Source organism: Pseudomonas sp. PD9R (genome assembly GCF_019200975.1).
In the GTDB taxonomy this organism is placed as follows: domain Bacteria; phylum Pseudomonadota; class Gammaproteobacteria; order Pseudomonadales; family Pseudomonadaceae; genus Aquipseudomonas.
In genome coordinates, this window is the sequence record NZ_JAHTMR010000004.1 from 325,398 (window position 1) to 348,732 (window position 23,335).

Here is a 23,335-nt window from a genome sequence, read left to right on the forward strand (position 1 = left end):
TAAATCATCGCAAATGTATCTTCACCAGACGGATCATGAGCAAATTGATATCAATTGGGTGATCACGTGAGATGCAATTGTGTAGATGCCTGACTAGACGCCGCGTAACGCAAACTCTCCAGCAGATTCGGCAGGCTTGGATCAGGATGAATTTCATCACGCCAACACATGCCTAACGAGCCTGTCGCGTCGAGCTCGAAGGGGAGCGGTACGACCAGGCCTCGCTGAGTGAAGTGTTCCGCCACACGCTCCGAAGCAATTGACAGCATGTCGCTGTATTGCAAAAGCCAAAGATTGCCGACCAAGGATGACGATTCTATTCGATACGGCAAGGGACCTCGGCCAGCGCTTGTCAGTGCCATGTCCAGCTTGCTGCGAATCGGAGTGCCCGCTGGCCACACAATCCAGTCGCAAGCGTACAACTCATCCCACGTGAGATTCTCGACATGAGTCAGCGGGTGATCAGGCCTGCAGATCACCTTCATCGCTTCGTCATAGAGCATTTCGCTGCGCAGGTTTTTGCGTGGTGCGTAGTTATCGAGCCGGCCGACCACTAAATCCAGTTCGCCCAGCTCAAGCCTGTCGAGCAATGTGTTCATCGTACTTTCTTGCAGTTCCACCTGCGCCTTGGGGTGTAGACGCAGGAACTGCATGATGGCAGCGGGCACCAGGTTTGGCGCTGAAGCTGGCGAAGTACCGATAGCCACGCGGTACGAACTGCCATCCAGCAAAGCCGCGAGATTGTGCTGCGCACGATCCATTTCACTGAGCACGCGATGCGCGTGCCCCAACAGCATATTGCCGTGGACGGTCGTCTTCAGACCTCGAGCATGCCGTTCAAAGAGCGGGGCGCCGACATTCTCTTCCAGTTCCTTGAGCCATTTCGAAAGGGCAGGTTGCGTGCTGAAGGAGATTCGCGCGGCCTCGCTAATGCTTCCCGTTTCAGCAAGCGTCACCAGCAATTGCAGATGTTGCACCCGAATTCGACGCGTCCAGTCCATTTGCCTTGTATGCCTTTATGGGTATGGGTGCATCAAAAAATAACATTATTCGGATATGTCTAACTACTTAATACTTCAGCCGTGCCCACCGCTCCACTCGCCAGGCAACGAGGGCACAACGCTTGAGCCGCAGATGTCGGGCTCGACTACCGGTCATTTCTCATAGGTGCTCCTGTGAATAATAAAACCAACGATGTTCGTGCCGAGTTTTACCAGCGCATCGACAAGCACCATCTTTTCCCGTTGTGGGAGCAATTGCACAACCTGGTCCCCAAAGAGCCTGCCGACGCCTGCGTTGGCGCCTTGTGGCGTTATCGGGAGTTGCGTCCGTACTTGACCGAAGCGGGTCGATTGATCACCGCCGAGGAAGCAGTCCGCCGAGTGTTGGTGCTTGAGAACCCGGCCATTCGAGGTTCGGCGTCCATCACCACCAGCCTCTATGCCGGGCTGCAAATGATCCTGCCGGGCGAAATCGCTCCAAGCCACCGTCACAGCCAATCCGCGCTGCGCTTTGTGGTGGAGGGACGCGGTGCGTATACGGCGGTTGACGGCGAGCGCACCACCATGGAGCCGGGTGACTTCATCATTACGCCGTCCTGGACCTGGCACGACCATGGCAACCCGACAGAGGCCGAAGGTGGCGAGCCAGTGATTTGGCTCGACGGCCTGGACATCCCGATGGTGCGTTTCTTTGGTGCCGGCTTTGCAGAGAACTACGAAGAACCCGTTCAGCCACTGACACGGCCTGAAGGCAACAGCCTCGCGCGCTATGGCATGAATCTGCTACCGGTGCGGCATGCATCGCGGTCAAAGACATCACCCATTTTCAACTACCCCTATGCGCGCACCCGCGAGGCGCTCGACACCCTGCTACGTCAGGATCAGGTCGATCCGTGGGATGGGGTGAAGATGCGTTACATCAACCCGCAGACGGGCGGGTGGGCGATGCCGACGATTGCGGCGTTCATGCAAATTCTTCCCCGTGGCTTCAGTGGCCAGACCTATCGCAATACCGACGCCAGCGTTTTTTCCGTAGTGGAAGGCAAGGGCAGCGTCAGCATTGCCGGGCAGCGCCATGAGTTTGAAGCGCGCGACATTTTCGTGGTGCCCAGTTGGGCAGCTGTGAGTTTTCAGGCCAGTGATGATTGCGTGCTGTTCAGCTTCTCCGACCGTCCGGTGCAGGAAGCGCTGGGTATCCTCCGTGAATCCCGCGAAACCCGCTAATTCCCTTTCGTTTTCATCAGGAAATGACCATGACTTACGTTGTTGAACCTCAAGCGGTCACCGCGCTGCACATCCATGGCAGTGACGATGCTTTCCCGGTACGCCGCGTTTATTGCGTAGGCCGAAACTACGCCGCCCATGCGCGAGAAATGGGTTTCGATCCTGACCGCGAGCCACCTTTTTTCTTCTGCAAACCCGCTGACTCGGTGGTGCCGGTCCAGCCGGGCCAGACCCTGGAACTGCAATACCCGCGAGAAACCAGCAATTACCACTACGAGATCGAATTAGTCGTGGCGATTGGCAATGGAGGGCGCGATATTTCCCCGGATCAGGCTTACGAGCACGTGTGGGGCTATGCCGTGGGTCTGGATATGACCCGCCGTGACCTGCAAATGAAAATGCGCGAGATGGGGCGCCCCTGGGAAATCGGCAAGGCATTCGATCAATCGGCACCCATCGGACCGCTGACCCCGGCAGCCGCGGGACACCCAAAAAGCGCGGCCATCTGGTTGCAGGTCGATGGCCAGGACAAACAACGCAGCGATATCGACAAGCTGATTTGGTCGGTCCCGGAAACCATCAGCTACCTGTCTCGTTTCTTCGAGCTTCAACCCGGCGATCTGATCATGACCGGCACACCTGAAGGTGTGGGCGCGGTCGTGGCAGGTGAGTTGATGACGGGGGGGGTGGATCACCTCGGCGAACTCAGCGTTCGCATTGTTTAATCACTGTCGGTTTGCCTGCCGGTTTTTCTCAAGTTCTGTATTCGCGCGCCACACAGGTTGTTGTGGCGTGCTGGAGCCGATCATGTCTTCCACTGACAAAAACAACAGTGTGGATGTACAGGATTTCATTGATAACCAGCGCGTGGCTGCCTATCAGTGGCTGATTCTGCTGCTGTGTTTTCTCGTTACGGCGCTCGATGGCCTGGACACCGCCGCCGTCGGGTTTATCGCACCAGCCTTGCGTGATGAGTGGGGCCTGTCGCCCTCACAACTCAACCCGGTCATGGGTGCAGCGCTGCTGGGTTTGATGCTGGGAGCGTTCGCCGCAGGTCCGTTGGCCGATCGGGTAGGGCGCAAGACGGTGTTGCTGTTTTCAGTGCTGTTCTTTGGCTTCTGGAGTCTGGCATCTGCCTGGGCTGGCAATGTCGAGAGCCTGGCAGTCTTGCGTTTTCTGACCGGCCTGGGGCTGGGCGGGGCGATGCCGAACGCTATTACGCTCACTTCGGAGTACTGCCCGGCGCGTCGTCGTTCCCTGATGATCACCAGCATGTTCTGTGGCTTTACCTTGGGCTCTGCACTGGGCGGCATCGTGGCGGCCCACATGGTTCCGCTTTATGGCTGGCGTAGCGTGTTGGCGCTGGGTGGTGCGCTTCCGCTGTTGTTGCTGCCGCTGTTGGTTTGGCTGTTGCCCGAGTCTGTGCGGTTTCTGGTCCTGCGAGGATCGACTCATTCGCGTGTAGAAAGGATTCTGCGGCGCATCGCGCCATTACCCTCGACCTGGAATGGCCGTTTTGAATTGGGGGAATCCGTGAGTGGGAAAGGGCGAGCGCAATCGCCGATCCGATTGATTCTGCGCGGTGAACTGAGCCTGGGCACTGTGCTGTTATGGGCTTCGTTCTTCATGAGCTTGTTGATCATTTACTTGATGACCAACTGGTTGCCGATGCTGATCAAGGACACCGGCCTGAACCTCAGCCAGGCCGCGCTCATGGGGGCGATGTTTCAAGTGGGCGGCACCCTGGGTGCCGTGATGCTCGGAAATGCCATGGACCGATTCGACGCTTGGCGCGTGCTCGCCTTCGCCTACCTTTGCGGAGCGGGGTTTCTGTGGGCGATCGGACAGGTCTATCAACACTTCTATCCGCTGATTGCTTGTGTTGCGGCCATGGGGTTCTGCATCAGTGGTTCTCAGGTGGGCGCCAATGCCCTCGCGTCCAACTTTTATCCCACGGCCAGTCGTGCCACAGGCGTGGCATGGGCCCACGGCGTCGGACGGATCGGTTCGATTGTCGGCACCTTGGGCGGCGGTGTGATGCTCGGTCTGGGCCTGGGTTTCAACGAGATATTTACGCTTTTGATGCTGCCCGCGCTGCTGGCGGCCGGTGCGGTCTTTCGCATGGGCAGGCGCTACCGAAAAGTGGCGACCCCTCTCGCCCTGAATCAAGCCTCGACACCTCTCTGACCGTGTACCTAGTCACAGGAATTCAAAATGCAGCTTTACAGTTTTTTCTTCAGCTCCACCTCGTACAGGGTACGAATCGCCCTGGCTCTGAAAGGTCTCGACTATCAATACCACGGGGTCAATCTGCGGGCAGGGGAGCAGCGTTCAGCGGCGTATCTGCAGCTCAACCCTTCGGGCAGCGTGCCATTGCTTGTCACTGACGAGGGCGTGGCGATCAGTCAGTCACTGGCAATCATCGACTATCTGGACGCTGTTCAACCCGCTTCGCGGCTCATCCCAAGCGATCCCATCGCCAGGGCTCGGGTGCTGGAGGTCGCCAGCTTGATTGGTTGCGATATTCACCCGATCAACAACCTGCGGGTGTTGGGTTATCTGCAAAAAAACCTGAGCGTTACGGACGCGCAAAAAAGTACTTGGTACCAGCACTGGGTCGAGCAGGGCATGGAGGCGCTGGAAGCGTTACTGCACCGACACGGCCACGGGTCTTATTGCTTCGGCGACGAGCCCACGCTGCCTGACTGTTGCCTGGTGCCACAGGTCGCTAATGCCCTGCGGATGGGGTGTGATATGGAGCGCTTTGAATTAGTCATGGCGATTTATCGTCATTGCCTGGTTCACCCGGCTTTCATGCTCGCCGAGCCCAGCAACCAACCTGACTACATTGCCTGATAAGCCGGATAACGGAGAACATGATGAACATCGCACAAAAACAAAAAGTAATCGTTGTGGGTGGTGGTATTGGTGGTCTGGCTGCTGCGTTGGCATTGACTCGTCAGGGGCTGGAAGTCCTGCTGCTCGAACAAGCTGACACGATTGCCGAGATCGGTGCCGGCATTCAGCTGGGACCTAATGCCTACGCGGCGCTGGATGCCCTTGGCGTCGGCGAAGCCGCACGTCGTCGTTCGGTATTCACCGATCACATCATCATGATGGACGCCGTCGATGCCAGTGAGGTCGTGCGTATTGAGGTGGGCGAAGCGTTCCGTCAGCAGTTCGGCAATCCCTACGGAGTGATACATCGTGCGGACATTCATCTGTCCATCCTGGAAGCGGTCGAGAAAGACCCGCTGATCCAGTTCCGCACCTCGACGCGTATTGTCAGCATGGACGTCAGCGAGAGTCGGGTTGTATTGGTTGATAGCCACGGTAATCGCCACGAAGGCGATGCGGTCATCGGCTGTGATGGTGTGAAGTCGGTTGTCCGGGAAAACCTGCTGGGTGATGCCCCGCGGGTGACCGGACACGTCGTTTATAGGGCCGTTGTCGATGCGGCGAACATGCCGCCTGAGTTACGTGTCAATGCACCGATGCTTTGGGCTGGCCCTCATTGCCACCTGGTCCATTACCCGCTGCGCGCCGGAGAACAGTACAACCTGGTGGTGACGTTCCACAGTCGCGAGCAGGAGGAGTGGGGTGTGCGCGATGGCAGCAAAGAGGAAGTGCTTTCTTATTTTGAAGGCATCCACGCTGTCCCACGGCAACTCTTGGACACACCGACATCCTGGCGTCGCTGGGCGACGGCAGATCGCGAACCCGTGGAGCGCTGGGGGAACGCCAGGGCCACCTTGCTTGGGGATGCGGCTCATCCAATGACGCAGTACATGGCTCAAGGCGCGTGTATGGCTCTGGAGGATGCCGTGACACTGGGTGAAGCCGTTAAGGCCTGCGATGGAAACCTTCAGGCTTCCTTCAGCCTGTACGAATCGGTACGGATACCACGCACTGCGCGAGTCGTGTGGTCGACCCGTGAAATGGGCCGTCTCTACCATGCCAAAGGTGTCGAGCGAACTGTGCGCAATTCGCTTTGGGCGGGGCGTACACAACCGGAGTTTTATGCTGCACTGAATTGGCTGTATCGGTGGAGTGTTGCTCAATGCCTGGAGGTCTGACGCCGGGGGACAACACTCCTCGAATTTAAGACAGTCCCAATCGCCACTGGCGCATCTCCTATCAATCGCTTGGCTGTGAGTTCAAGGTCTCTGCTCAATCTGCACACGAAGCCTGTTTCCACAGTACTGAATGTGTTGTGTCGACCTATTGAATCCACAGCCAAGAGACAGAGGGACTGAGTGGAATTCATAAGGCGACAGTCATTAAGTAGTTTGGCGGAACGCGACCTGCATCCAGACGGGAATTTCACTATCTACGAGCTGCTTGAATTCAGACGGGGTTATCTTGGCTTTGATACGGGCAATGACAGTAAGCTTCCGACCAAGTCACCTAAGCATACGGATTATGCCCGTTGGGCCGCGTCGACTGGATCAAGCTCATGATCGCCGCAGCCCGTTTTCCGCTGCGTAGCGATCCGGCGAAGAGCCAGTTCTTGCGGCTAAGAGCCCTCTGAACCGGGGGCTGAGGGATGATCGGGGGTGAATCTAGGTGATCCAGGAGGTGACAGCAGGATTGACATAGCGATTATGGATTGACTATCGTTCATCTGCGCCTAGGCGTGAACCACAGGGTGGTTACAGGGATCTTCGGATCGCACCCCTCTTCTGATGAAAGTCAGATGGCCCAGTGCCAGGTAACAGCGTCCTGCCCCGTCGAACGCATGCAATCGACGGCTGAGAATCCCGCCTAGAGCGGGATTCGTCGTTTCTGGCCCTTCAACTACCCGGAAGTAAATATCGAAATTTCTGGCATGTAAATATCCAAAACCGTGTAACCCCTTCCGGTTTTGGATATTTACTTCCAACACGTCGCTGTGTGAAATCTGCATAAGCGTCCGGCAGTCACACCGTAAGCGTCTGCCGAACACACCTTGCGTGGTTACCGGCGCGCATGTCCATTGGTTCAGTGGCAAGCCAGATGGCGTCGATGCGGATCACTGGGCAAGCTCACGGACAAAGCGTGCGCATCCTTCAGGATCGGAAGTTGGCCATTTCACCGTGATTGATTGCTCACCAACGGACAGCTCAATGATCGCCAACGCCTCAGCCGGCCGTTTAGGCGAAGCCCTCAAAGGAACAAACGCCGGCAGCGCCGCTGCTGACTGATCCCGATAAAGCGGCAGCCACTTGCGAATGACGTTGGCGTTGATGCCGTGGGTGATGGCAACGCTGGAGATGGTCGCACCGGGTTCCAGGCATTCCTGAACAACTTAGGCTTGAACGGTTTGGGGTAGGAGCTTCGTTGGCGCATGGAAATCCTGACATTAAGGGCTATCGCGTCCGCTTAAAAATACGCGGACACCATCGCCCTTAATGCTGGAGTTCGTAAGGTGTGTTGGCTGGACGCTTACCAATGACAGTGTCATTTACCCCCTTTTTGCCTAAGTAGAAGAGGGCGCAAAGCGCTAATCAAGCGTGGGTACCGGCATGCTGCAGTTTCCGAGGGGCGACGTGGAGCAAGCGTACATGCCTCGCCCCAATTTTTACTTGGCGACTCGCACCGCTTGTGTAAAAAACGGGTTTGATTTGCATCTGGGTACTCAACCCGAAAGCCCTGACCGCTTCTGCGCCATGCACCTGAATAATCTCGCGATTACGTCTAGCGACTATTCGGAGAACTGATTGGGTACTTGGTCGCACGTAACCAGCGAAATGACTGAGCTTTGGTCGCATATAAATACCGCGACTCAATCGCTCCAACTTACCTAATGCAGCCATGCGAGATAAGGTTTTGGCCACAGCTGTGCGAGAACCTGCGTCAACAAATCGACCGATGCCGAATGGTTGCCCTTTGGGAGTGTACTTGATGCGTTTGACGATATTGGCGGTAACAGACATACCACTTACCAGTTTTGCGCAAAAAACTAGCAAGCTCCTGCTTTTTTCAAAGGCTTAGCTCTCGAGACGGCGTCGCAGGGATTTAGACATATCTACCTTCGGTCGTAGAGCTCAAGAAGGGGGGAGTGAGCCCATTCTTCATTTGTTCCTCCACCTTTCCAGCTAGCAAAAAATTGGCTGGGCAGGGACGAGCCTAGGGCTATTATGAGAAAAAATTGAGGCCTAAAATTAACTCAACTAAATAGATGTTTAGTTGAGCTAGCTAATGATTTCACGTAGAGGTCGTTACGTTGCCATTGGCGGTAGACCACCTACAAGAGCACATATCTCTTGTCAGGGCGCTTTGATGTGGTCCCCCCCTAATCTCGCGGGGTGCCAAAAACTGGAAGTCACGACTGACAGAGCAGCGTGAGTAATGATAAATGTAACCGTTCCAAGCGGCAAATCCCGGAGTTGGAACAGCATTACAGAGCGTTGAAACCCCAGACGCGCCAGGCAAATCAAGGCGAACATGCAGGATCAGAATTACTCTGTTAACTTGTTTTTTGACTTGTTAACCACCGTAGTTAACAAGTCAAAATTGTGGTTAACAACGGTACCGGATTGGCATTTTACTGAGCTTTTAATCTAGCCAGATTCAGGAGAGTTTCCAGGGTGTTTGGCGGGAGGAAAGCTAGAAAGCCTACAAACGCGAGGTGTTCACCGCCAAACCGTAAGTATTTGCAAGTAAATCAGGCGGCGCTTTTGCACGTGTGGCAGCCCTTGAAATCGGCGCACCAACTCCACGCTGAACGCTTCAGATTTCACACAGCGACGTGTTTTCGGATGGACTCGCCGCGTAAGTAATGCCGTAAACGAGCGAGCTGGTCCCAAAAAAGCTACTTCAATCAAATCTGGATCCGCTGCTCATGACGTAGAATCATGAACGATGACGGTCACAAAGGCCGCGCCAGGGCCTGTAGCGCGCTGATGATTGCCGGACAAGTGATCTGTAAGCAAATCCATGAACGTGAGGCGAAAGGCTCGATTTACACGATTACTTCACATTTTTTACACGATTACTTCTGAGAACTGTTGCGGTTGATAAATTTAGCAATTACTCGTACATGGTTGTTTTTCACTCGATAAGTCACTGTTTTTCTTAAATATCCAGTGAACCGTTAAAAAGTCCAGATAACTGCTGACGGCCACAAAATCTGTCCAGCAACGACCCCCACGGTGAACCCCATGGGTGCGCATAATGTATATTATGTTAAATGATGTGTCAGGGCGGAACCTTTATAAAGGTGTTCATTTCCACCAACCCCCGGTTGCTTTTCCACAAAACTCCGGTTCCCAAAAAATCAGGCTCTTGCCGTCCCATCCTCACGCCCTCCCTTAGATAGCTCTGTCACGAAACTCCGATTCCGTTTCTCACGCTCCCAAGACTGGCTAGTGCGAAGTACGTCTGCTTAACGTAGATTCACCACTACAATTTTAGCTCGCGAGTTTATCTATGACGCGGCCATTCATCCCGTTCCCGATCTTTCCTCCATACAGTCACTGGCGACCTAATCGCGAAACCAGTTTCCCTGGCAATCTCCAAGTCTCAGCTCGCTTGAGCGAAGTCAGCCCGTTGAGTCATCCCTTCATTAGTACCTGGTACGTCGACCGGTTCATCAATTGGAGCGCTCACAATTGGAGTTCACTGAATCCCCACCGGAAGTACAACATCTGCATCCATGGTCTGGAAAAGATGCTCAACTGGAGCTTCGCAAGCGATCTCTATTTGCTCGATTGGACGCGTACGGACTTCGAGAACTACTCGGACTTTATCCGAAGCCCACCTAGCGACTGGGTCTCTCCTGGGAAACAAGCCCGATTCCAGGGAAGCCCTGCCATGGACTTCCGAGATTGGCCGATCAACCCGAACTGGAAGCTCTTCCAAAGCGACCGTGCCGCTGATTCCTCCAACGAAATCGACGAGAACGTGTGGAAACGCGAGATTCGATGCATCACGCAATTCATGGATTTTTACCTCAAGGACGTGTCCGCTAATCGGGAAAATATTGCTTTAGAAAAGCTCGAATCCCTAGTTTTCAAGGTATCAGTGTCCCGAGGCAGCATCTCGGACGAAGTCATGGAATGGATACTCCCGAGTCTTCCGCTAAGCACCCATCACTCTCACCTGATTGCGATGTACCTGACGATAGCGCGGTACTCTGCCCGCCACATGTGGCAAGTGCTGGGTGACGCTTCAAGTCCTGGGTGTGTAAATCAGTTCAGTCGAAATACTCAAGGCATCTGGTTGGAAACGCACCCCAAAACTGGCGTTTCAACCCCGTTGCCGCCGGCGTTTGGCTGGGTATTCGAGCGGTACCTTTCTTACCTAAATATAGATGCCAAGCAGCCATTGCCTGCTTTAAGCCTGTTTCCCAAGGAGAACACGGCCGGCGCCTACGACCTAAGGGCCCTCTGGCGCATGACTTGCGCGATCAGGGAGAAACTTGCGGACATGGCGCAGGCCTCAGAAAAACCTACTATCTCCCAAGCGTCTGAAAACATCCGGCGAATGACTGCAGCCATGGTGTCGAGCCGCTTGATCGGTGAGGCCTAGGCATATTTTGCTGCAGGCACCCTCACCCGTTCCTTGGCTATCAGCCTAAAAAGAGGCAAGTCCTCGCTCTACTAGATTGAGCCAAGGATGTTATACGAGGGATAGGTGTTCATTTTCGCCATTCCGGGTCGTTTTTTTCAGGAATCTGTGTCGGATAGAATATCAACTACTTAGCAAAGAGAGATGTATTCCCGAAACTAACGCTGGCAATGATTAGAAGATCACAACCTTGCCGGAAGGCGCACGGCCGTCAGACGATTAGTTCGACTGTCACAAACGTATTATATAACACTTCTCTCCACGCGCCAGGGATAAGCGTGGAACCTCAATAGCAGATAAAGCCCCGTCGTTGTTGTTCAGCAGACGACCAATTTTTTACGGTGAACCATTATGTCGTCCCACTCAGCAAAAATGCTAACTCTGAATTGGACTTCAGGTTCCCCTCAGCAGAGCATTCACTACCATCGACTCTACATAGGTACGGATAAGTACTAATTACTGATGTTCGATTCACGTGCTCAGCCCTACTGCTTGGAGTGCTGAACACATGAGCACCTTCAATACTATCTATACTAATTCCGAGGGAAGCGGTGGCCGCGCTGACGCCACAGTTCAACAAGCGGAGGATTTTTAGGCGATGGTCGGGGATGTCCGCGGAGGGACTGTGATAGGATCAAAAATACGTTTTTCAGAATGCGCTCGATTTCGCTATTTAGAACTACTCTACTATCCCCAGCATGCTTTGGATGCAAACCATGATCTTTCATTGCTTTCAAAAAGCTGGCATTACTGAGCTCAAGCGAACTGTCAACGCTGAGGTAGAGTCGGTTACCAGCTAAGTGGCGTCCCAAAGAATTCCGAACATACTTGGTAGGCATGGCTTTCAGTCGCCGAGTCTGAATCTGAAAGTTTTTAGCGATCGGTGCTTCCTGAATTGAGAAACTGATAACACTTTGAGTTAATTTATCGACCGCGAGTGTGACAACTGGCTTGAACGGGAGCTGGTTGAGCTTGTACGGGATTCTACTTAGGGGTATGCCACCGTTTAATGAGCGAACTTGATTTTTCTTATTCATTCTTGTTTCCTCTAGTTCGAATAGCAGTTTCTTACTCCAGATCACTAGCCTAGGATTTTTTCCTGAAGAGTCAAGGTGCGGATTTCAACTTCAAGAGCTTAGTAAAAGGGCGAAATAGTTAAATTACGTTTCCAGCGCGTAACGAGGGGAGATTTCGCTAGTCCGTAGTTTTTTTCAATCGGCGTGTTGTCAATTCGTAGTAAATGTTTTATGGGTGTGTGCTAGTAGAGACAAATCAATAGGTTAGATGGTGAGATAGTCGTTAGTGCTGGCTGTTATTTTGTAATCAATTGCCAGTCAGGCAATATTTCCAATTTAATCTTTGCTTTGAGACCTAAAACAATATAGTTATATTGTCAGAAACCCCCGCCTAGTTTTGAGTATTTAATTATTAAGGGTGTGGTTTGTTATTGCATTTTAATATGTGTGATTCGTCGTATATGGTGAGAGCTCAAAAAACAGCCATAAACATGCCCAAACTACTGTTGCGCTTTCAGATGACTGATCGACGCCCTATCGACAAAAATGTGAACGTCCGAAGCCTGGTGGGGGTGAACGGCCGCGCTCGCGGAATCAGGATCGCCAGATTCGTGACAAGCGCAGAGATGCAGGTATGACACGTAGTAAGTAACGCCTCGCGACTCCTTTCCTGACGCTGGGCGGTGCCCTTTCAACATCAACTTCAACTTCAACTTCAACTTCACGCAAATTTTCTGCCTACAGACTTGTCTCGCATCTGCAACAAAAACTCTCGGTCAGGTGCCCCGCCTCGTTGCATGCCCTTACTCAAAAAGCACGCTGATTGTCAGGTTTTCTCATGCACAGCTCGTCACAGCCTTACTTTTCGAATAACACTCTCCGGAGCGCGGCTCTACCCGTTGCTGTAGATGTCCAGCAACCGCATACTCTCTAAGTTTCTGAAGCGCGTCCCGAAATCCGGATGCGCGTGGTTCATTTAGATGCATATCACTCTTGGCGTTGATCATCAGCTCGCTCACTCTGTGATTGTTTCTTTTCGTGTTGAAGTTGCTTCAGTTTTTGCTGGAGCTGGTCGAGCTCATGCTGAGTCGTTTCCAGAAGCGACTGTGCATTTTTGGCTCGTGTATCGGCCTGAGTGACAGATTCACGTAGGGAGGCTGATTCTTCGCGGGAGTTAGCGAGTTGATCGATAAGCTGCTCTTTAGCCCCCTCTTCTCTAGCTGACGCGATGGCCAAGGCATTGAGATCACCTGTGAGCCGCGCAATGGTGGCGTCTTGGGTGGTCATTATCTTGGTCTGCTGTCGGGAGTCACTGAGCAGTCGTTCGTTGTCTCGATTCAAGCGGCTGAGCTCATCCTGTTTCACCGAAAGTGTCTGTTGCAACTGACGGTGCTCAACCTGGATTTGTTGGAGCTGGCCTTCATGACGGCGCTGTTCTTGTTCACGCTGATCTTTCACTGCCGTGCGGTAGTGCTCGAGTGCATCACGAGCATGCAGGTGCTTTTCTTCCAGCGAGCGAATTTGCTCGTCTTTCTCGTTCACCCGCACTTCCAGGTCAGCACAACTTTGACTTAGGCGCGCGTTGCGAGTGAGCTCGGATTGCAAGCTGCTTTGGCATGTACTCAATTCACTTGCCTGGACGTCGAACGCTGCCTGAAGGTTGCCGTGCTGGCGCTGCAAATCCGCTAAGGCGGCTTGAGTTTGCGCTAGCTGTTCATTCACGGAAGCTCGGTGCTTATCGAGCTCGGTTCGAGCCTCGGCTACTTCTTCGGCGCCTTCCTCGAGCAAGCGATCCAACAATTGGCCAACCAGCCTACTGAGCTCATCACTCAAGCGTTCGCGGCGCTCCTTTGGCAGCGGCCCCCCTTTTCCAAGTTCGCCTAGATACCGGGCGATGGTGGTCATCGAGCCTGTATTTCCAAGCTCGACCCGCACTGCGTTGATGCTGGGGTTTACACCACGTGCAATCAGCGCATCCCGCGCTTTTTGAACGATTGCCTTGTTGATACCGCCGCGTGCCATGACATCTCCTACGATTTCGTAGTGTAAAACGTAATACATAATTACATCTTACATTAGACAAAAAATGTAGTCACATAAATCGAATTTCTATGATCAAATAATGGAGGCTTATCGCATCATAAAGCTAATTTTTGTATTTCCATCACTGGAAAAATTACGTTTCGCGTAGAAGGGTCGAGATGAACAAGGCTGATCGGTACCTGCAGGCCGGTACCCGGGATAACACCCGGCGTAGTTACCGCGCCGCCGTAGAGCATTTCGAAGTGACCTGGGGAGGCTTTCTGCCGGCGACTGGCGATGGCATCGTGCGTTACCTGGCCGAGTACGCGGATAAGCACACCATCAGCACACTAAAGCAGCGTCTAGCTGCCCTAGCTCAGTGGCACATCACGCAGGGATTTCCAGATCCAACAAAAACGCCGAACGTGCGGCAGATGCTTAAAGGCATAAGGACATTGCATCCAGCCCAAGAAAAACAGGCGGCCCCTCTCCTCCTGAACCACCTAGAGCTGGCAGTGAGCTGGCTTGAACGCGAAGCGAGTCTTGCGGCTGAGCGGAATGACTACCGAAGCGTGATGAAATGTCGACGCGACATTGCCCTGGTGTTGATCGGATTCTGGCGGGGGTTTCGCGGAGACGAGCTGGCACGACTCCAAGTCGAGCATACTCAGGCAGAAGCCGGCGCCGGCATTACGTTCTATCTGCCTTACACCAAAGGTGATCGACAGCACCAAGGGACGGCGTTCCACACCCCTGCCCTTAAGAAACTGTGTCCAGTCCAGGCTTACATCAACTGGATCACCGTGGCCGGCATTGCCCATGGGCCTGTTTTCAGAAAGATCGACCGCTGGGGCAACCTTGCTGATGAGGGCATCAATTCCAACAGCTTGATCCCGATGCTCCGTCGTATCTTCACTCAGGCAGGTGTGCCATCGGACATCTACAGTAGCCACTCAATGCGGCGCGGGTTTGCCACATGGGCTTCCGCTAATGGTTGGGATATCAAGTCTCTGATGAGCTATGTTGGCTGGAAGGACATCAAGTCAGCGCTGAGGTACGTTGATGCGGGCTCCTCTTTTGGCGGCCTTGCGTTGAAGTCGTCAGCGCCTAAAGTGGAAATCCTTTAAGGTCGTCTTTCAATATCGTTTTGGGCCGTGCCCCGTCGTGGACGACTGTCGTAAACCACGACCTGTCTATCGACGAGGCGTGGCCCTGCGAGCTTCCATCCTCTCGCCCTCCGACCTTCCTGGTCTGCGCGCTCCGCTTTCCAACCATTTTTGACATAGGAAGACCAGATAGAATCCGTCATTTTGATGAAGAGGGAATGCGTATGCCTGAAGTTGATGGCAACAATGTTGAAGACAAGGAACAATCTGACCACCCCTATCAAACAGCAGAACAATACTACGCCATGGTAAGGGCTTACCGCAGACGGGAGCGTGCTGCCAGATTCCGAGAGAAGAATCCTTTGGCATGGTATTTCGACGAGTTCCCAGCTCAAGACATGTACAAAAACACTCTAGCTGATCAGCGCTCCACTAGGCAGGAGGTTCGGTATCACTGGTTGAGGCAGCGGACAGGTTGGATCTTCTGGTCTCAGCTAAAGACTACCACTGCAGTCCGATTTGCAGCTTTTGGAGGATTGGTTAGCGCATTTTACCAAGCTGCTCCCGGTTTACACGGTGAGACTGGAGACACAGCCGCCACATTCGGGTGGCTTCTACTGGCGGGGCTGACCTACTTAGTAGCTGTGCTTTGGTATGAAATCTGGTGCCCTCTTTTATTAAAACAAGCCCTCTCCTCAAAACCTGGACTACTCGCAAACCAATCTAGTGCCTGGCTTCGCACCTTGGTGGAGGATGAGTTACGACGGTGGTGGAGCAAGCGTGATTGGTGGCCACATCCTGACCTGCTAGATGGGCAAATGACCGAAGACAAGACGGCTATCGTGATCATGTCCGGATATGGAGTGCCAGCATTCGCCGGATTCGACAGTTACGCCTGTGCTCATATTGAGCGTGCCCTTTTCGAATATCGCAATTTGCTTAAGGTCACCATCTGGCGGAAAGGCGATCACTCATCTGACTTGCGGGAGTTCACGCCACAGCGCAGCTACGAGGGCAACCGACCCTTGATGCGCCGCCTGACTATTCGCGCTCTCAACGAGTACGACATTCAAGGTAATCCAAAATTGAAGGTTGGGGATCTGGTATTGGATTGGCGCAGATGCCCTCTCAACATTTCTTCCAACCTCCCGAGTCGAAGCTCCGTAAACATTCGCTACGAAGCTGAAGGGTTAGATCACTTGTTTTCAGATCACACAGGGGCTTTAGCGTTTGCTCAAACGATTGCATTTTGGCAGAACTCGATGCATCCGATTCGTCGACTAATCCTAATGGCGCTGTACCTCATGAGCGGTGTCTTCTTTGTTTCGTTTGTAGTTCTTCAACTTCAGATTCTGCTTCCTAAAATGTTTTGACTTTTCTCTGTAGGTTCGATAATCACTAGAAAAAATGCTGACAGCATCAGCAGGGTAATCGTCCTACCGTGTTACGCAACGAAAAACGAGCGACGGCGATGGTGGTTTTGAGCCAGTCGGCACGGCGACTGGTCATGATCCCTATGCCCTCCCGTTAAGCATTGATGTCGAGCAATCCGGTACTGCTTGAAGTGAATTAGGGGGCGCGGAATGGCTTCAGGGAAGTTAAGCTGATCAGATTCTCGATAGCAGTGATCAATCATGGAAGATTTCGCCCACCGTTATGCACAGCAGGGATACGAACCCGAAGTAAAAGACCGACATCACCTGCTGCAGGCATTAACTGAACAGATCGACAGTCCGGACTCTCCTCCTCGCCTTCGACACCTTTATGAAGCATTGATCGACGCTGCTGGTGATGCCGGTGATGAAAGCATTTTACGGCAAGCGACCCAGCTAGCTGAGGCGATAGCGGCCCGCGTCGAACCGGAAGACACGTGCCTTATTCATTACTCGTGCTCTAACGCTTGGGGACTGCTGAGGAGATTTGAAGTTCAGTCATGGGAGGATGACACTCTTGACCATCCTACTCTGCTGGAACAGCTTTTTTTCCTACGGGCCGCGATTCAGCACGAAGGCTTCAAACAGCTGGCACCAATGCTCCGGGCCAAAATCCATTGCAATCTAGGCAACGCGCTTAAGGCATGCGGGCGGTGGATCGAGGCACTGACCGAATGGCGTAACGCCTTGGTCGACAATCCGATTCTGGGTATGGCCCTCGGCAACCTCGGTATAGGCTTGGCGCAGTACGGCAGAGCGCTATATGACCCTGGTCACACCTACTGGCTTCTTGTGCACGCGCGGCGCAAGTTGGAAGCTGCGATTGCAGGTGGTGTGGGTCGCGATGGCGCCACATATCCCGAGGCCATCGAGTTTTTCAAGCTGCACCACGCTAGGCTTGTAGAGGAAGTTGACGACGAAGATGACGCTGAGTTGTTTGAGAACAGCTTGGGCACTTCGAAGGAGGAGCGCCGTTACCGCCAGTGGTGTCTTGAGTCAGAGCTTTTCCTCAATCCCATGAATGACCTGGGAGCCTTACCCGTCGCCGCTTACGACGTTATGAGTTTGCCAGATCATGATGCTCAAGTCGGGATTACCTATCTCGGCTTTTTTAACCAGCTCAAGCAGGAATATGGCTTCGCTCGTCATTGCCTTTACCAAGGCGAGTATGCAAAGCCAGCGCATATGGCTGACAAGGGCTTGTCTTTGGCTTTCAACTGTGACTACGCGCTCTATGGCATTGGGCTCGAACAGATCAAGACTGCCTATCGCAGCGCCTACTCGCTCCTGGATAAAGTCGCCTACTTCATCAACGCTTACTGGAAGCTGGGCATACCCCAGCACTCTGTGGGCTTTCGGGCTGTCTGGTTCAAGCTGGGCAAGAATAGCCGGCCGATTGAGCCACGGGTTGTTCGCGATGAGTTCAGATCCACGCCCAACCTTCCACTTCGCGCGTTGTATTGGGTATCCCAGGACATCTACTCTAAGGTGCTCAAGGATGTGGCTCGACCTGACGCGCAGGCGCTCGATGACTTGAGAAATCACCTCGAGCACAAGTACGCCAAGGTCGTCGATTGCTGCCATTGGATTGGTGAGCCGTCAGAGCTCTGGAAGGATCATTTGGCATACGTGCTCGATAGAGACGATCTTGCAGCCAAGACACTGCTCATGCTGAAGCAGTCTCGCGCCGCCCTGATCTATCTCTGTCTGGCCATGCATTTCGAAGAGTCTCAGGCGAAACATGACCGGGATGAGTTGGTTGTCCAGTTCCAGGTGCGGGATTATCCAGACGATCTGAAAACCTGACGGCACTGCCGGCTGCCCCGCTTGTATCGGTGTCTTCTGTGGGGAAGGTTTTAGCGAGGTGGTTGCGGCACCTCGAACCCCAACTGCGCCAGCACAGGTCGATCCTCTGCTTTGAGCTTTTTCACCGCCCATATCAGCATATGCTGGGGCCTGGAGCTCGCCACATAAGCGAACCTCGCTGCTTCTGATCCGCGATCCCGCAACCAGTCTTGCCAATGGGACTGATGAACCCCGGGCTGTTGTGATGAAACCACCACGGTGACATCGTGAGTTTCGCCTTTCACCTGGTGAATTGTTTCGTAGCGCAACGTGTCCGGTGGCCCCTCCAGCACCTCTTGGCTCACCACTCGCACGGAGACAGGCTTGTCACCCTGCCCCTTGCGAGCCACAAGGTTCAAATCTTTCAGGGCATCCAGCTCCTCTCGTAACTCCGCAGGTACGAAAGGCTGATCTGGGAGCTGTCGGATCGCCAGCTTCGCCGTGCGCACCCAAGCAGACCAGGTCTGATCGGACTTGCCAGCACCATTAGCGACCATGAATTTCAGGCTTTCATGGAGGAACTTCCGCCAAAAAAGCTTGGACTCCATGACAATGGGGCAATAGGGGCCGACCTTGGTGACCTGCAGCTGGAGTTTGTCGGCCAGCCACTTTGCAAACGTCCTCAGGCTTTGCTTGATGTCCTTGAGGTTACCTGTGCTGGCGCTGATGCACGCGACTGCCAATAGTTCGATGCCTTCGAAGGTCTCACCATTACGCAAACGCTGCAGGGTCGTATGACCCCGGGCCACCAGTACCACTTTGGTGTACCCCTGTGTCATGGTGCGAATCGTAGGCAGCAGCTCAGAGGGACACACTTCATATTCGAGTATCCGTGGTTGCAGGGAAGCAATATCTGCATTGCCCCTGATCCCTTCGCCGCCAAGGATGTTGGTACACACATCGACTATGACCTGTCCACTCCGCCAGTTCGCCTTGAGCTCATACGGGGCGAATTTCAGCTTGATCATGAGGTCGGTGACATTCTCAGGGTTCGACTTGCGAAAGCCATAGATTGACTGGTTCAGATCACCCACGAAATGGAACGCCATACCGAACCGTGCGAGATGCTCCACGATTCGCAGTTGCTCTGCAGAGAGATCCTGGCATTCGTCCACGATGACCAGAGGAAACCGGCGCGCGATCCGCGAAAAATAGGGGTCGAATTTCCTATCCTTGAATGCCTTCAGGGCAAGCATGTCGATGTCACCAAAGGTGGCAAAACCTCCTCGCCACAGCCGCTTCTTAGTGGCAATGAGATCTTCGAAGGTAACCTGATTAAGGGTTTCGGCGTTCAGTTGCTTATCGAGGCCGCGTTCGCCAGTGGAAAATACGAACTTGGTCGTTCCAAGGTCGTAGTCGTATTTGCACGCAGAGATCCAACGATCGCAAATGCTATTTCGCGTGCGATAGATGTTTGCTGCTTTGTCCAGAATCCGAATGCGAAAGTCACCCTCCTTGCCGGTATATCCAGTCATCTCACTGGCAATGCTCGCCACCAGCCGGTTCAGCACAAAGCTGTCGAACGTAGCGATTAGATGAGGTTTGCCGATCGGCTCCCCCAGGTACCGATGAACCCTGCTCCTGAGTTCGTCCGTGGCACTGTTGGAGAACGTCAGCACTGCGATGCCCGATGGTGAACGAGACCATTCTTGGACAATTCTGGCCACCATCGCGGCAACCACTTCCGTCTTTCCGCTGCCCGGGCAGGCCTTGAGGTAAACGTGCCTGTCGAGCGGTGAGGCGAGATAATCCAACTGCTCCTGGGTGAAGTTCATTGGGGGAGCACCCTGCGTGGGGTTTCTTCAGCAACTCGAGCGATCATGCCTGTCCCACTTCCAGTCCACAGGCCCAAAGGATAGCCAGTCGGATGTACTCCGGCACGACGAAATCAGCTGGGCGCGCCAAGAGCGCATCCGCGAGCGCTTGGGCGTACAACCCCTTGCCAATCTCTTCGGAGTCGAGCCTGGCGAGCAAAGCGCCAGCAAAAGGGGCTTTGTCAGCAGAGGACATGGAGGCGAAATCCCGTTTTGCATCTTCCCTCAAATTCCCGGCCACCTTGCCATCCTGAACGGGCCAGAGATCTGCTGCCACATTCAACATGGTCGTGAGGTTGCCGCCCTCCAGCGCAATATCGTACTCGAAGGTCTTGTACTTGCCGGCGAACAACCGAGCGAATTGAGACTGATTGATCTGCCCCTGAAGCTCCAATGCCGGATTGTTTCCCAGCCGGTGATCTTCGGCATGCGGAAGGAATGGAACTTGTTTTTCCCCGCCTTCGCCATCGTCAATGGTCGAGAAAGATTTGGGAGGGTCATTGTCCGTGAGTCCGGCGCACCTGATAGGCACATTACCACCAGGCTGGGCGCCCGTGACATCGCAGAACAGCTGCATGAAATGCTTGAAATAGATACCGCCAAGGTTGATGACGGACACGCCGTAATCGTCCAAAGAGTCCCTGCCCTTCCCTTGAGCATGCAAGACGATCCTAGCCAGCTCGGGGACAACGATTGCCTCGGCAATTCCTTCGACGAGGATCGCGCCTTTTGAGAAAAGAAGATTTGACTTGGTGACGTCGAGCCAGCGATCTACAAAACGCCGGCTCTGCTCAGGAAGCCCTGTTTTTCTCAGAGGAACGGCTGTTGGCATGCCTTCATTGGAGAGGTGAATCAGGTGCTCCACAGACACCGCAGCCGAAATCACAGTTGAGTGGGTTGTGATGATGACCTGGATACCTCGAGCTTCCGCCTCTGTTTTGAGGTGTCGTAGCAACCGTAGTTGGAGCTGCGGGTGTAGGTGCGCCTCCGGTTCCTCGATGAGCAGCAGCCGCAGGTAGGTCTCTTCACCACGACCCTCCTCTACCTCGAGGACGAGCTCCGCTAGGATGGATGCGATGTACAATAGGTTGTTGTACCCCAGGCTGTTCTCCCCCAGAGATCGGAACTGGGTGGGGTCGGCATTTGTGAGGTCGGGGAAGTAAAGTAGTCTCAATCCTTCAACGATACGGGAGAAGCTCACCTCGGAGAATTGGATCAACGTGCTTTGGGACAGATGCATTCCGAGCGCGGCCTTCAGGCTTTCACCGATGCGTTGGTTGGCCAGTTTGATAGCAAAGTCGTCGCTCTGAGAAAGCTCGCGGTTGAAGTCGCCAACGCGCTGCTCCAGCGCAGTTTGAGTACCGGCCTTTCTGGCAGCGTCCAGCTCTTTCCGACATAGGGCCTTCAACAGTCTGGACAAACGTGATTGGCGCCCCTCTCGGAGCTTGCTCTCTGCGTCGCGTAGTGGCGGCAGATAAACACAGTGAATCAAGTCGAGTGTTTCAGGATCTAAGGGCTGGGTGAATTCGTGACCGCCATAAGTGTGATACTTGAAGCGTCCACGTGACTCTTGGTTTTTGGCAATGAAGGTGAGCTTCGCTTCATCATAGTTCCCGCACCACTCATCAAAGGCAGTGGCATCCTTATCATCCAGGTCGGAAAACGTGGCCTGGATCTGGAGCTCCTCCGAGGCGAAAGCACCTGCCTCAAAACCCTTGTAGAAATCGTGCTCACCGATGATTCGTTTGCCCGACTCCGAGTCATTGAAGAGCTGACGCACCGCGCTGATTACACCGGTCTTGCCCGCGCCGTTTTCGCCCACCAACACGTTCAGCCCATCGTGAAATTCGATAGTGAAGGGTTCGCCAAAGCACTTGAAACCTCTAACGTCCAACGCGCGTAGATACATGAGAATCCCTTCTATCTGGAGTCATCCGGTGGCGAGCAGAGGCCGCGCCTAGATGGCGCTAGGCCTCGATGAACGACTCCTAGCTGAATAGTGGCAATACGTTACACCGGTTGGCTATCAGGGCCTACCTGTAGATGGGGCTTTAGCTTCCAGTTGAAGCGGACAAAAGCGCACGCAAGCCTGCCAATCCACAGAATCTCTGGGGCACATTAGCGCCGCTCTACGCGTGATGCCGGCAGAGCGGTATCATTTAACATCCTCAAATGGTGCGGCTCAGGTGTGGCCGAACCTCCAAAGAACGACCCTCACCAGGGTGCTGCTCAATTTTCAGTGGAGCCACGCGGCGTGATCGAAAAATTCATTGAGTTCAACGAAAAGCGAGGCAGAGAGCTGACTGAGCGCTACGTTCTCCATGTGTTCAACGTGTTCTCTCCCACTCAGCTGAAACGCAGGCTGGGGCACAAGCAACCGAAAGTGTGTCGGTATTGCGGGAAAGACGAGAGATCCACGACCTTCCGCGAAGAGTCGCATGCCATACCCATTTTTCTGGGGAACAAGACGATTATCGATGATCTGGAGTGTGATCAGTGCAATCACCACTTCGGGGATCATCTTGAAAACAGCTTCGCAGCCTACACCCACCCTCACCGTCCATTTCAGCGAATCCGGGGGCGCAATGGCATCCCAAAGTACAAAGCCCCAGACTTAGAGGTTTCGGCTGTCGACCAATCCAACCTAGTCATCTGTGTCGGTGATAAAGGTGGAGTCGATGCGTTGGAGGTCGAGGGCAAGAATCAACTCCGTTTCCAGGTTGTGCGCCAACCCTACTACCCGACCGCCATTCACAAGATGCTCATCAAAATGGCATTGGCCATGATGCCAGACGATGACCACCGCCAATTCGATTACCTGAAACCCTGGCTTCTGAGTAAAAACCATAAGCCTGGCTTGAGTGGCTCCGTGCCGGTTATCGAGTGGGGGATAAGCGGAGGCGTCAATCCAAACAAAATCACCTGCATCGTTGCCAAGGTGAGAGAGGCGTTTCAAGAATCGACATATAGGTATCAGTTCATATTTCAGTACGGGAATTTCCAGTACCAGATTGTGATTCCCCTGCCTGACGAGTGTGGCCATCGTAAGGATTTCGTCTACGCGCCCGTGTTCCTGCCTGATGAGCATTTCCGAGTATTTGGCCCATCCGACTATCAGGAGAAGCACTTCAACTCACCTGACCGGGTGCGTGGAGAAAAACTCAGCATCCTGCTTCAGTACAGCGACAAATCCTCTGGAGGGCCTGGGCAGGAGAACACTGCTGATTAGATTCTCAGTTTTCAGGCGGCGAGTTTCGCGCGTCGAAGCGCAACTCCTCGGAGTGAAGACCGGGCCGTAGTAAAACGAGCTCGTAGACCTAGACG

At 53.8% G+C, this 23,335-nt stretch carries 16 protein-coding genes and 1 pseudogene; 10 read left to right on the forward strand and 7 right to left on the reverse strand.

The window, feature by feature from the left end; all coding sequences use genetic code 11:
• Positions 1-62: 62 nt before the first annotated feature.
• Positions 63-1,001 carry a LysR substrate-binding domain-containing protein gene (locus KUF73_RS11555; protein WP_218438167.1) on the reverse strand — a complete coding sequence of 313 codons (939 nt, stop codon included), beginning with the start codon at positions 999-1,001 and terminating at the stop codon, positions 63-65.
• A gap of 174 nt (positions 1,002-1,175) precedes the next feature.
• Here KUF73_RS11555 and gtdA point away from each other — a divergent pair, with 174 nt between their 5' ends.
• The 5 genes from gtdA (at position 1,176) to KUF73_RS11580 (ending at position 6,301) form a co-directional block, all read left to right on the forward strand.
• A complete protein-coding gene (gene gtdA, locus KUF73_RS11560) occupies positions 1,176-2,225 on the forward strand; it encodes a gentisate 1,2-dioxygenase (protein ID WP_218438168.1) in 1,050 nt (349 codons plus the stop codon).
• Between the two features lie 29 nt (positions 2,226-2,254).
• Positions 2,255-2,950, forward strand: coding sequence for a fumarylacetoacetate hydrolase family protein (locus KUF73_RS11565; protein WP_218438169.1), 696 nt, complete (start codon positions 2,255-2,257; stop codon positions 2,948-2,950).
• An 82-nt stretch (positions 2,951-3,032) separates the two neighbouring features.
• Positions 3,033-4,412 (forward strand): aromatic acid/H+ symport family MFS transporter, encoded by a 1,380-nt coding sequence (locus KUF73_RS11570; RefSeq protein ID WP_218438170.1) that lies wholly within the window; start codon positions 3,033-3,035, stop codon positions 4,410-4,412.
• A gap of 27 nt (positions 4,413-4,439) precedes the next feature.
• Positions 4,440-5,081 carry a maleylacetoacetate isomerase gene (maiA, locus tag KUF73_RS11575; protein ID WP_218438171.1) on the forward strand — a complete coding sequence of 214 codons (642 nt, stop codon included), beginning with the start codon at positions 4,440-4,442 and terminating at the stop codon, positions 5,079-5,081.
• A 23-nt stretch (positions 5,082-5,104) separates the two neighbouring features.
• Complete coding sequence (locus tag KUF73_RS11580) at positions 5,105-6,301, forward strand: 3-hydroxybenzoate 6-monooxygenase (RefSeq protein ID WP_218438172.1); 1,197 nt, start codon at positions 5,105-5,107, stop codon at positions 6,299-6,301.
• 935 nt (positions 6,302-7,236) lie between these two features.
• Here the strand turns inward: KUF73_RS11580 and KUF73_RS31685 are convergent.
• Both KUF73_RS31685 and KUF73_RS31690 read right to left on the reverse strand, forming a co-directional pair.
• A pseudogene (locus KUF73_RS31685) lies at positions 7,237-7,500 on the reverse strand (transposase); the annotation flags it as partial.
• Positions 7,501-7,711: 211 nt separating this feature from the next.
• A complete protein-coding gene (locus tag KUF73_RS31690) occupies positions 7,712-8,140 on the reverse strand; it encodes a DUF6088 family protein (RefSeq protein ID WP_371135449.1) in 429 nt (142 codons plus the stop codon).
• A gap of 1,597 nt (positions 8,141-9,737) precedes the next feature.
• Between KUF73_RS31690 and KUF73_RS11590 the strand changes: the two genes are divergently transcribed.
• A complete protein-coding gene (locus tag KUF73_RS11590; RefSeq protein ID WP_256345583.1) occupies positions 9,738-10,736 on the forward strand; it encodes an integrase in 999 nt (332 codons plus the stop codon).
• A gap of 572 nt (positions 10,737-11,308) precedes the next feature.
• On the opposite strand, the gene KUF73_RS11595 is transcribed toward KUF73_RS11590, so the two are convergent.
• Both KUF73_RS11595 and KUF73_RS11600 read right to left on the reverse strand, forming a co-directional pair.
• Positions 11,309-11,812: a hypothetical protein gene (locus KUF73_RS11595; RefSeq protein ID WP_218438174.1), complete on the reverse strand. Its 504-nt coding sequence runs from the start codon at positions 11,810-11,812 to the stop codon at positions 11,309-11,311.
• A gap of 966 nt (positions 11,813-12,778) precedes the next feature.
• Positions 12,779-13,852 carry a DNA-binding protein gene (locus tag KUF73_RS11600; protein WP_256345585.1) on the reverse strand — a complete coding sequence of 358 codons (1,074 nt, stop codon included), beginning with the start codon at positions 13,850-13,852 and terminating at the stop codon, positions 12,779-12,781.
• A gap of 140 nt (positions 13,853-13,992) precedes the next feature.
• On the opposite strand from KUF73_RS11600, the gene KUF73_RS11605 reads away from it, so the two are divergent.
• The 3 genes from KUF73_RS11605 to KUF73_RS11615 all read left to right on the forward strand — a co-directional run bounded on the left by KUF73_RS11605 (position 13,993) and on the right by KUF73_RS11615 (position 18,158).
• Positions 13,993-14,940, forward strand: a complete 948-nt coding sequence (locus tag KUF73_RS11605; protein WP_218438175.1) for a site-specific integrase — start codon at positions 13,993-13,995, stop codon at positions 14,938-14,940.
• A 203-nt stretch (positions 14,941-15,143) separates the two neighbouring features.
• Positions 15,144-16,292, forward strand: coding sequence for a hypothetical protein (locus KUF73_RS11610; RefSeq protein ID WP_218438176.1), 1,149 nt, complete (start codon positions 15,144-15,146; stop codon positions 16,290-16,292).
• Between the two features lie 261 nt (positions 16,293-16,553).
• The gene (locus KUF73_RS11615) at positions 16,554-18,158 is read left to right on the forward strand and encodes an LA2681 family HEPN domain-containing protein (protein ID WP_218438177.1); all 1,605 of its coding nucleotides are present in this window, start codon (positions 16,554-16,556) and stop codon (positions 18,156-18,158) included.
• A gap of 50 nt (positions 18,159-18,208) precedes the next feature.
• Here KUF73_RS11615 and KUF73_RS11620 read toward each other — a convergent pair whose 3' ends face one another.
• The gene (locus tag KUF73_RS11620) at positions 18,209-19,972 is read right to left on the reverse strand and encodes a UvrD-helicase domain-containing protein (RefSeq protein WP_218438178.1); all 1,764 of its coding nucleotides are present in this window, start codon (positions 19,970-19,972) and stop codon (positions 18,209-18,211) included.
• Between the two features lie 43 nt (positions 19,973-20,015).
• Positions 20,016-21,920, reverse strand: a complete 1,905-nt coding sequence (locus KUF73_RS11625; protein ID WP_218438179.1) for an ATP-dependent endonuclease — start codon at positions 21,918-21,920, stop codon at positions 20,016-20,018.
• A 279-nt stretch (positions 21,921-22,199) separates the two neighbouring features.
• Here KUF73_RS11625 and KUF73_RS11630 point away from each other — a divergent pair, with 279 nt between their 5' ends.
• Positions 22,200-23,240: an HNH endonuclease gene (locus tag KUF73_RS11630; protein ID WP_218438180.1), complete on the forward strand. Its 1,041-nt coding sequence runs from the start codon at positions 22,200-22,202 to the stop codon at positions 23,238-23,240.
• The last annotated feature ends 95 nt before the right edge of the window (positions 23,241-23,335 follow it).

Coding starts and splice junctions, on each gene's coding strand:
- KUF73_RS11555 (WP_218438167.1), bottom strand. CDS start 1,001: ATGGACTGGACGCGTCGAATTCGGGTGCAACATCTGCAATTGCTGGTG.
- KUF73_RS11565 (WP_218438169.1), top strand. CDS start 2,255: ATGACTTACGTTGTTGAACCTCAAGCGGTCACCGCGCTGCACATCCAT.
- KUF73_RS11570 (WP_218438170.1), top strand. CDS start 3,033: ATGTCTTCCACTGACAAAAACAACAGTGTGGATGTACAGGATTTCATT.
- maiA (WP_218438171.1), top strand. CDS start 4,440: ATGCAGCTTTACAGTTTTTTCTTCAGCTCCACCTCGTACAGGGTACGA.
- KUF73_RS11580 (WP_218438172.1), top strand. CDS start 5,105: ATGAACATCGCACAAAAACAAAAAGTAATCGTTGTGGGTGGTGGTATT.
- KUF73_RS31690 (WP_371135449.1), bottom strand. CDS start 8,140: ATGTCTGTTACCGCCAATATCGTCAAACGCATCAAGTACACTCCCAAA.
- KUF73_RS11595 (WP_218438174.1), bottom strand. CDS start 11,812: ATGAATAAGAAAAATCAAGTTCGCTCATTAAACGGTGGCATACCCCTA.
- KUF73_RS11600 (WP_256345585.1), bottom strand. CDS start 13,852: ATGTATTACGTTTTACACTACGAAATCGTAGGAGATGTCATGGCACGC.
- KUF73_RS11605 (WP_218438175.1), top strand. CDS start 13,993: ATGAACAAGGCTGATCGGTACCTGCAGGCCGGTACCCGGGATAACACC.
- KUF73_RS11610 (WP_218438176.1), top strand. CDS start 15,144: ATGCCTGAAGTTGATGGCAACAATGTTGAAGACAAGGAACAATCTGAC.
- KUF73_RS11615 (WP_218438177.1), top strand. CDS start 16,554: ATGGAAGATTTCGCCCACCGTTATGCACAGCAGGGATACGAACCCGAA.
- KUF73_RS11620 (WP_218438178.1), bottom strand. CDS start 19,972: ATGAACTTCACCCAGGAGCAGTTGGATTATCTCGCCTCACCGCTCGAC.
- KUF73_RS11625 (WP_218438179.1), bottom strand. CDS start 21,920: ATGTATCTACGCGCGTTGGACGTTAGAGGTTTCAAGTGCTTTGGCGAA.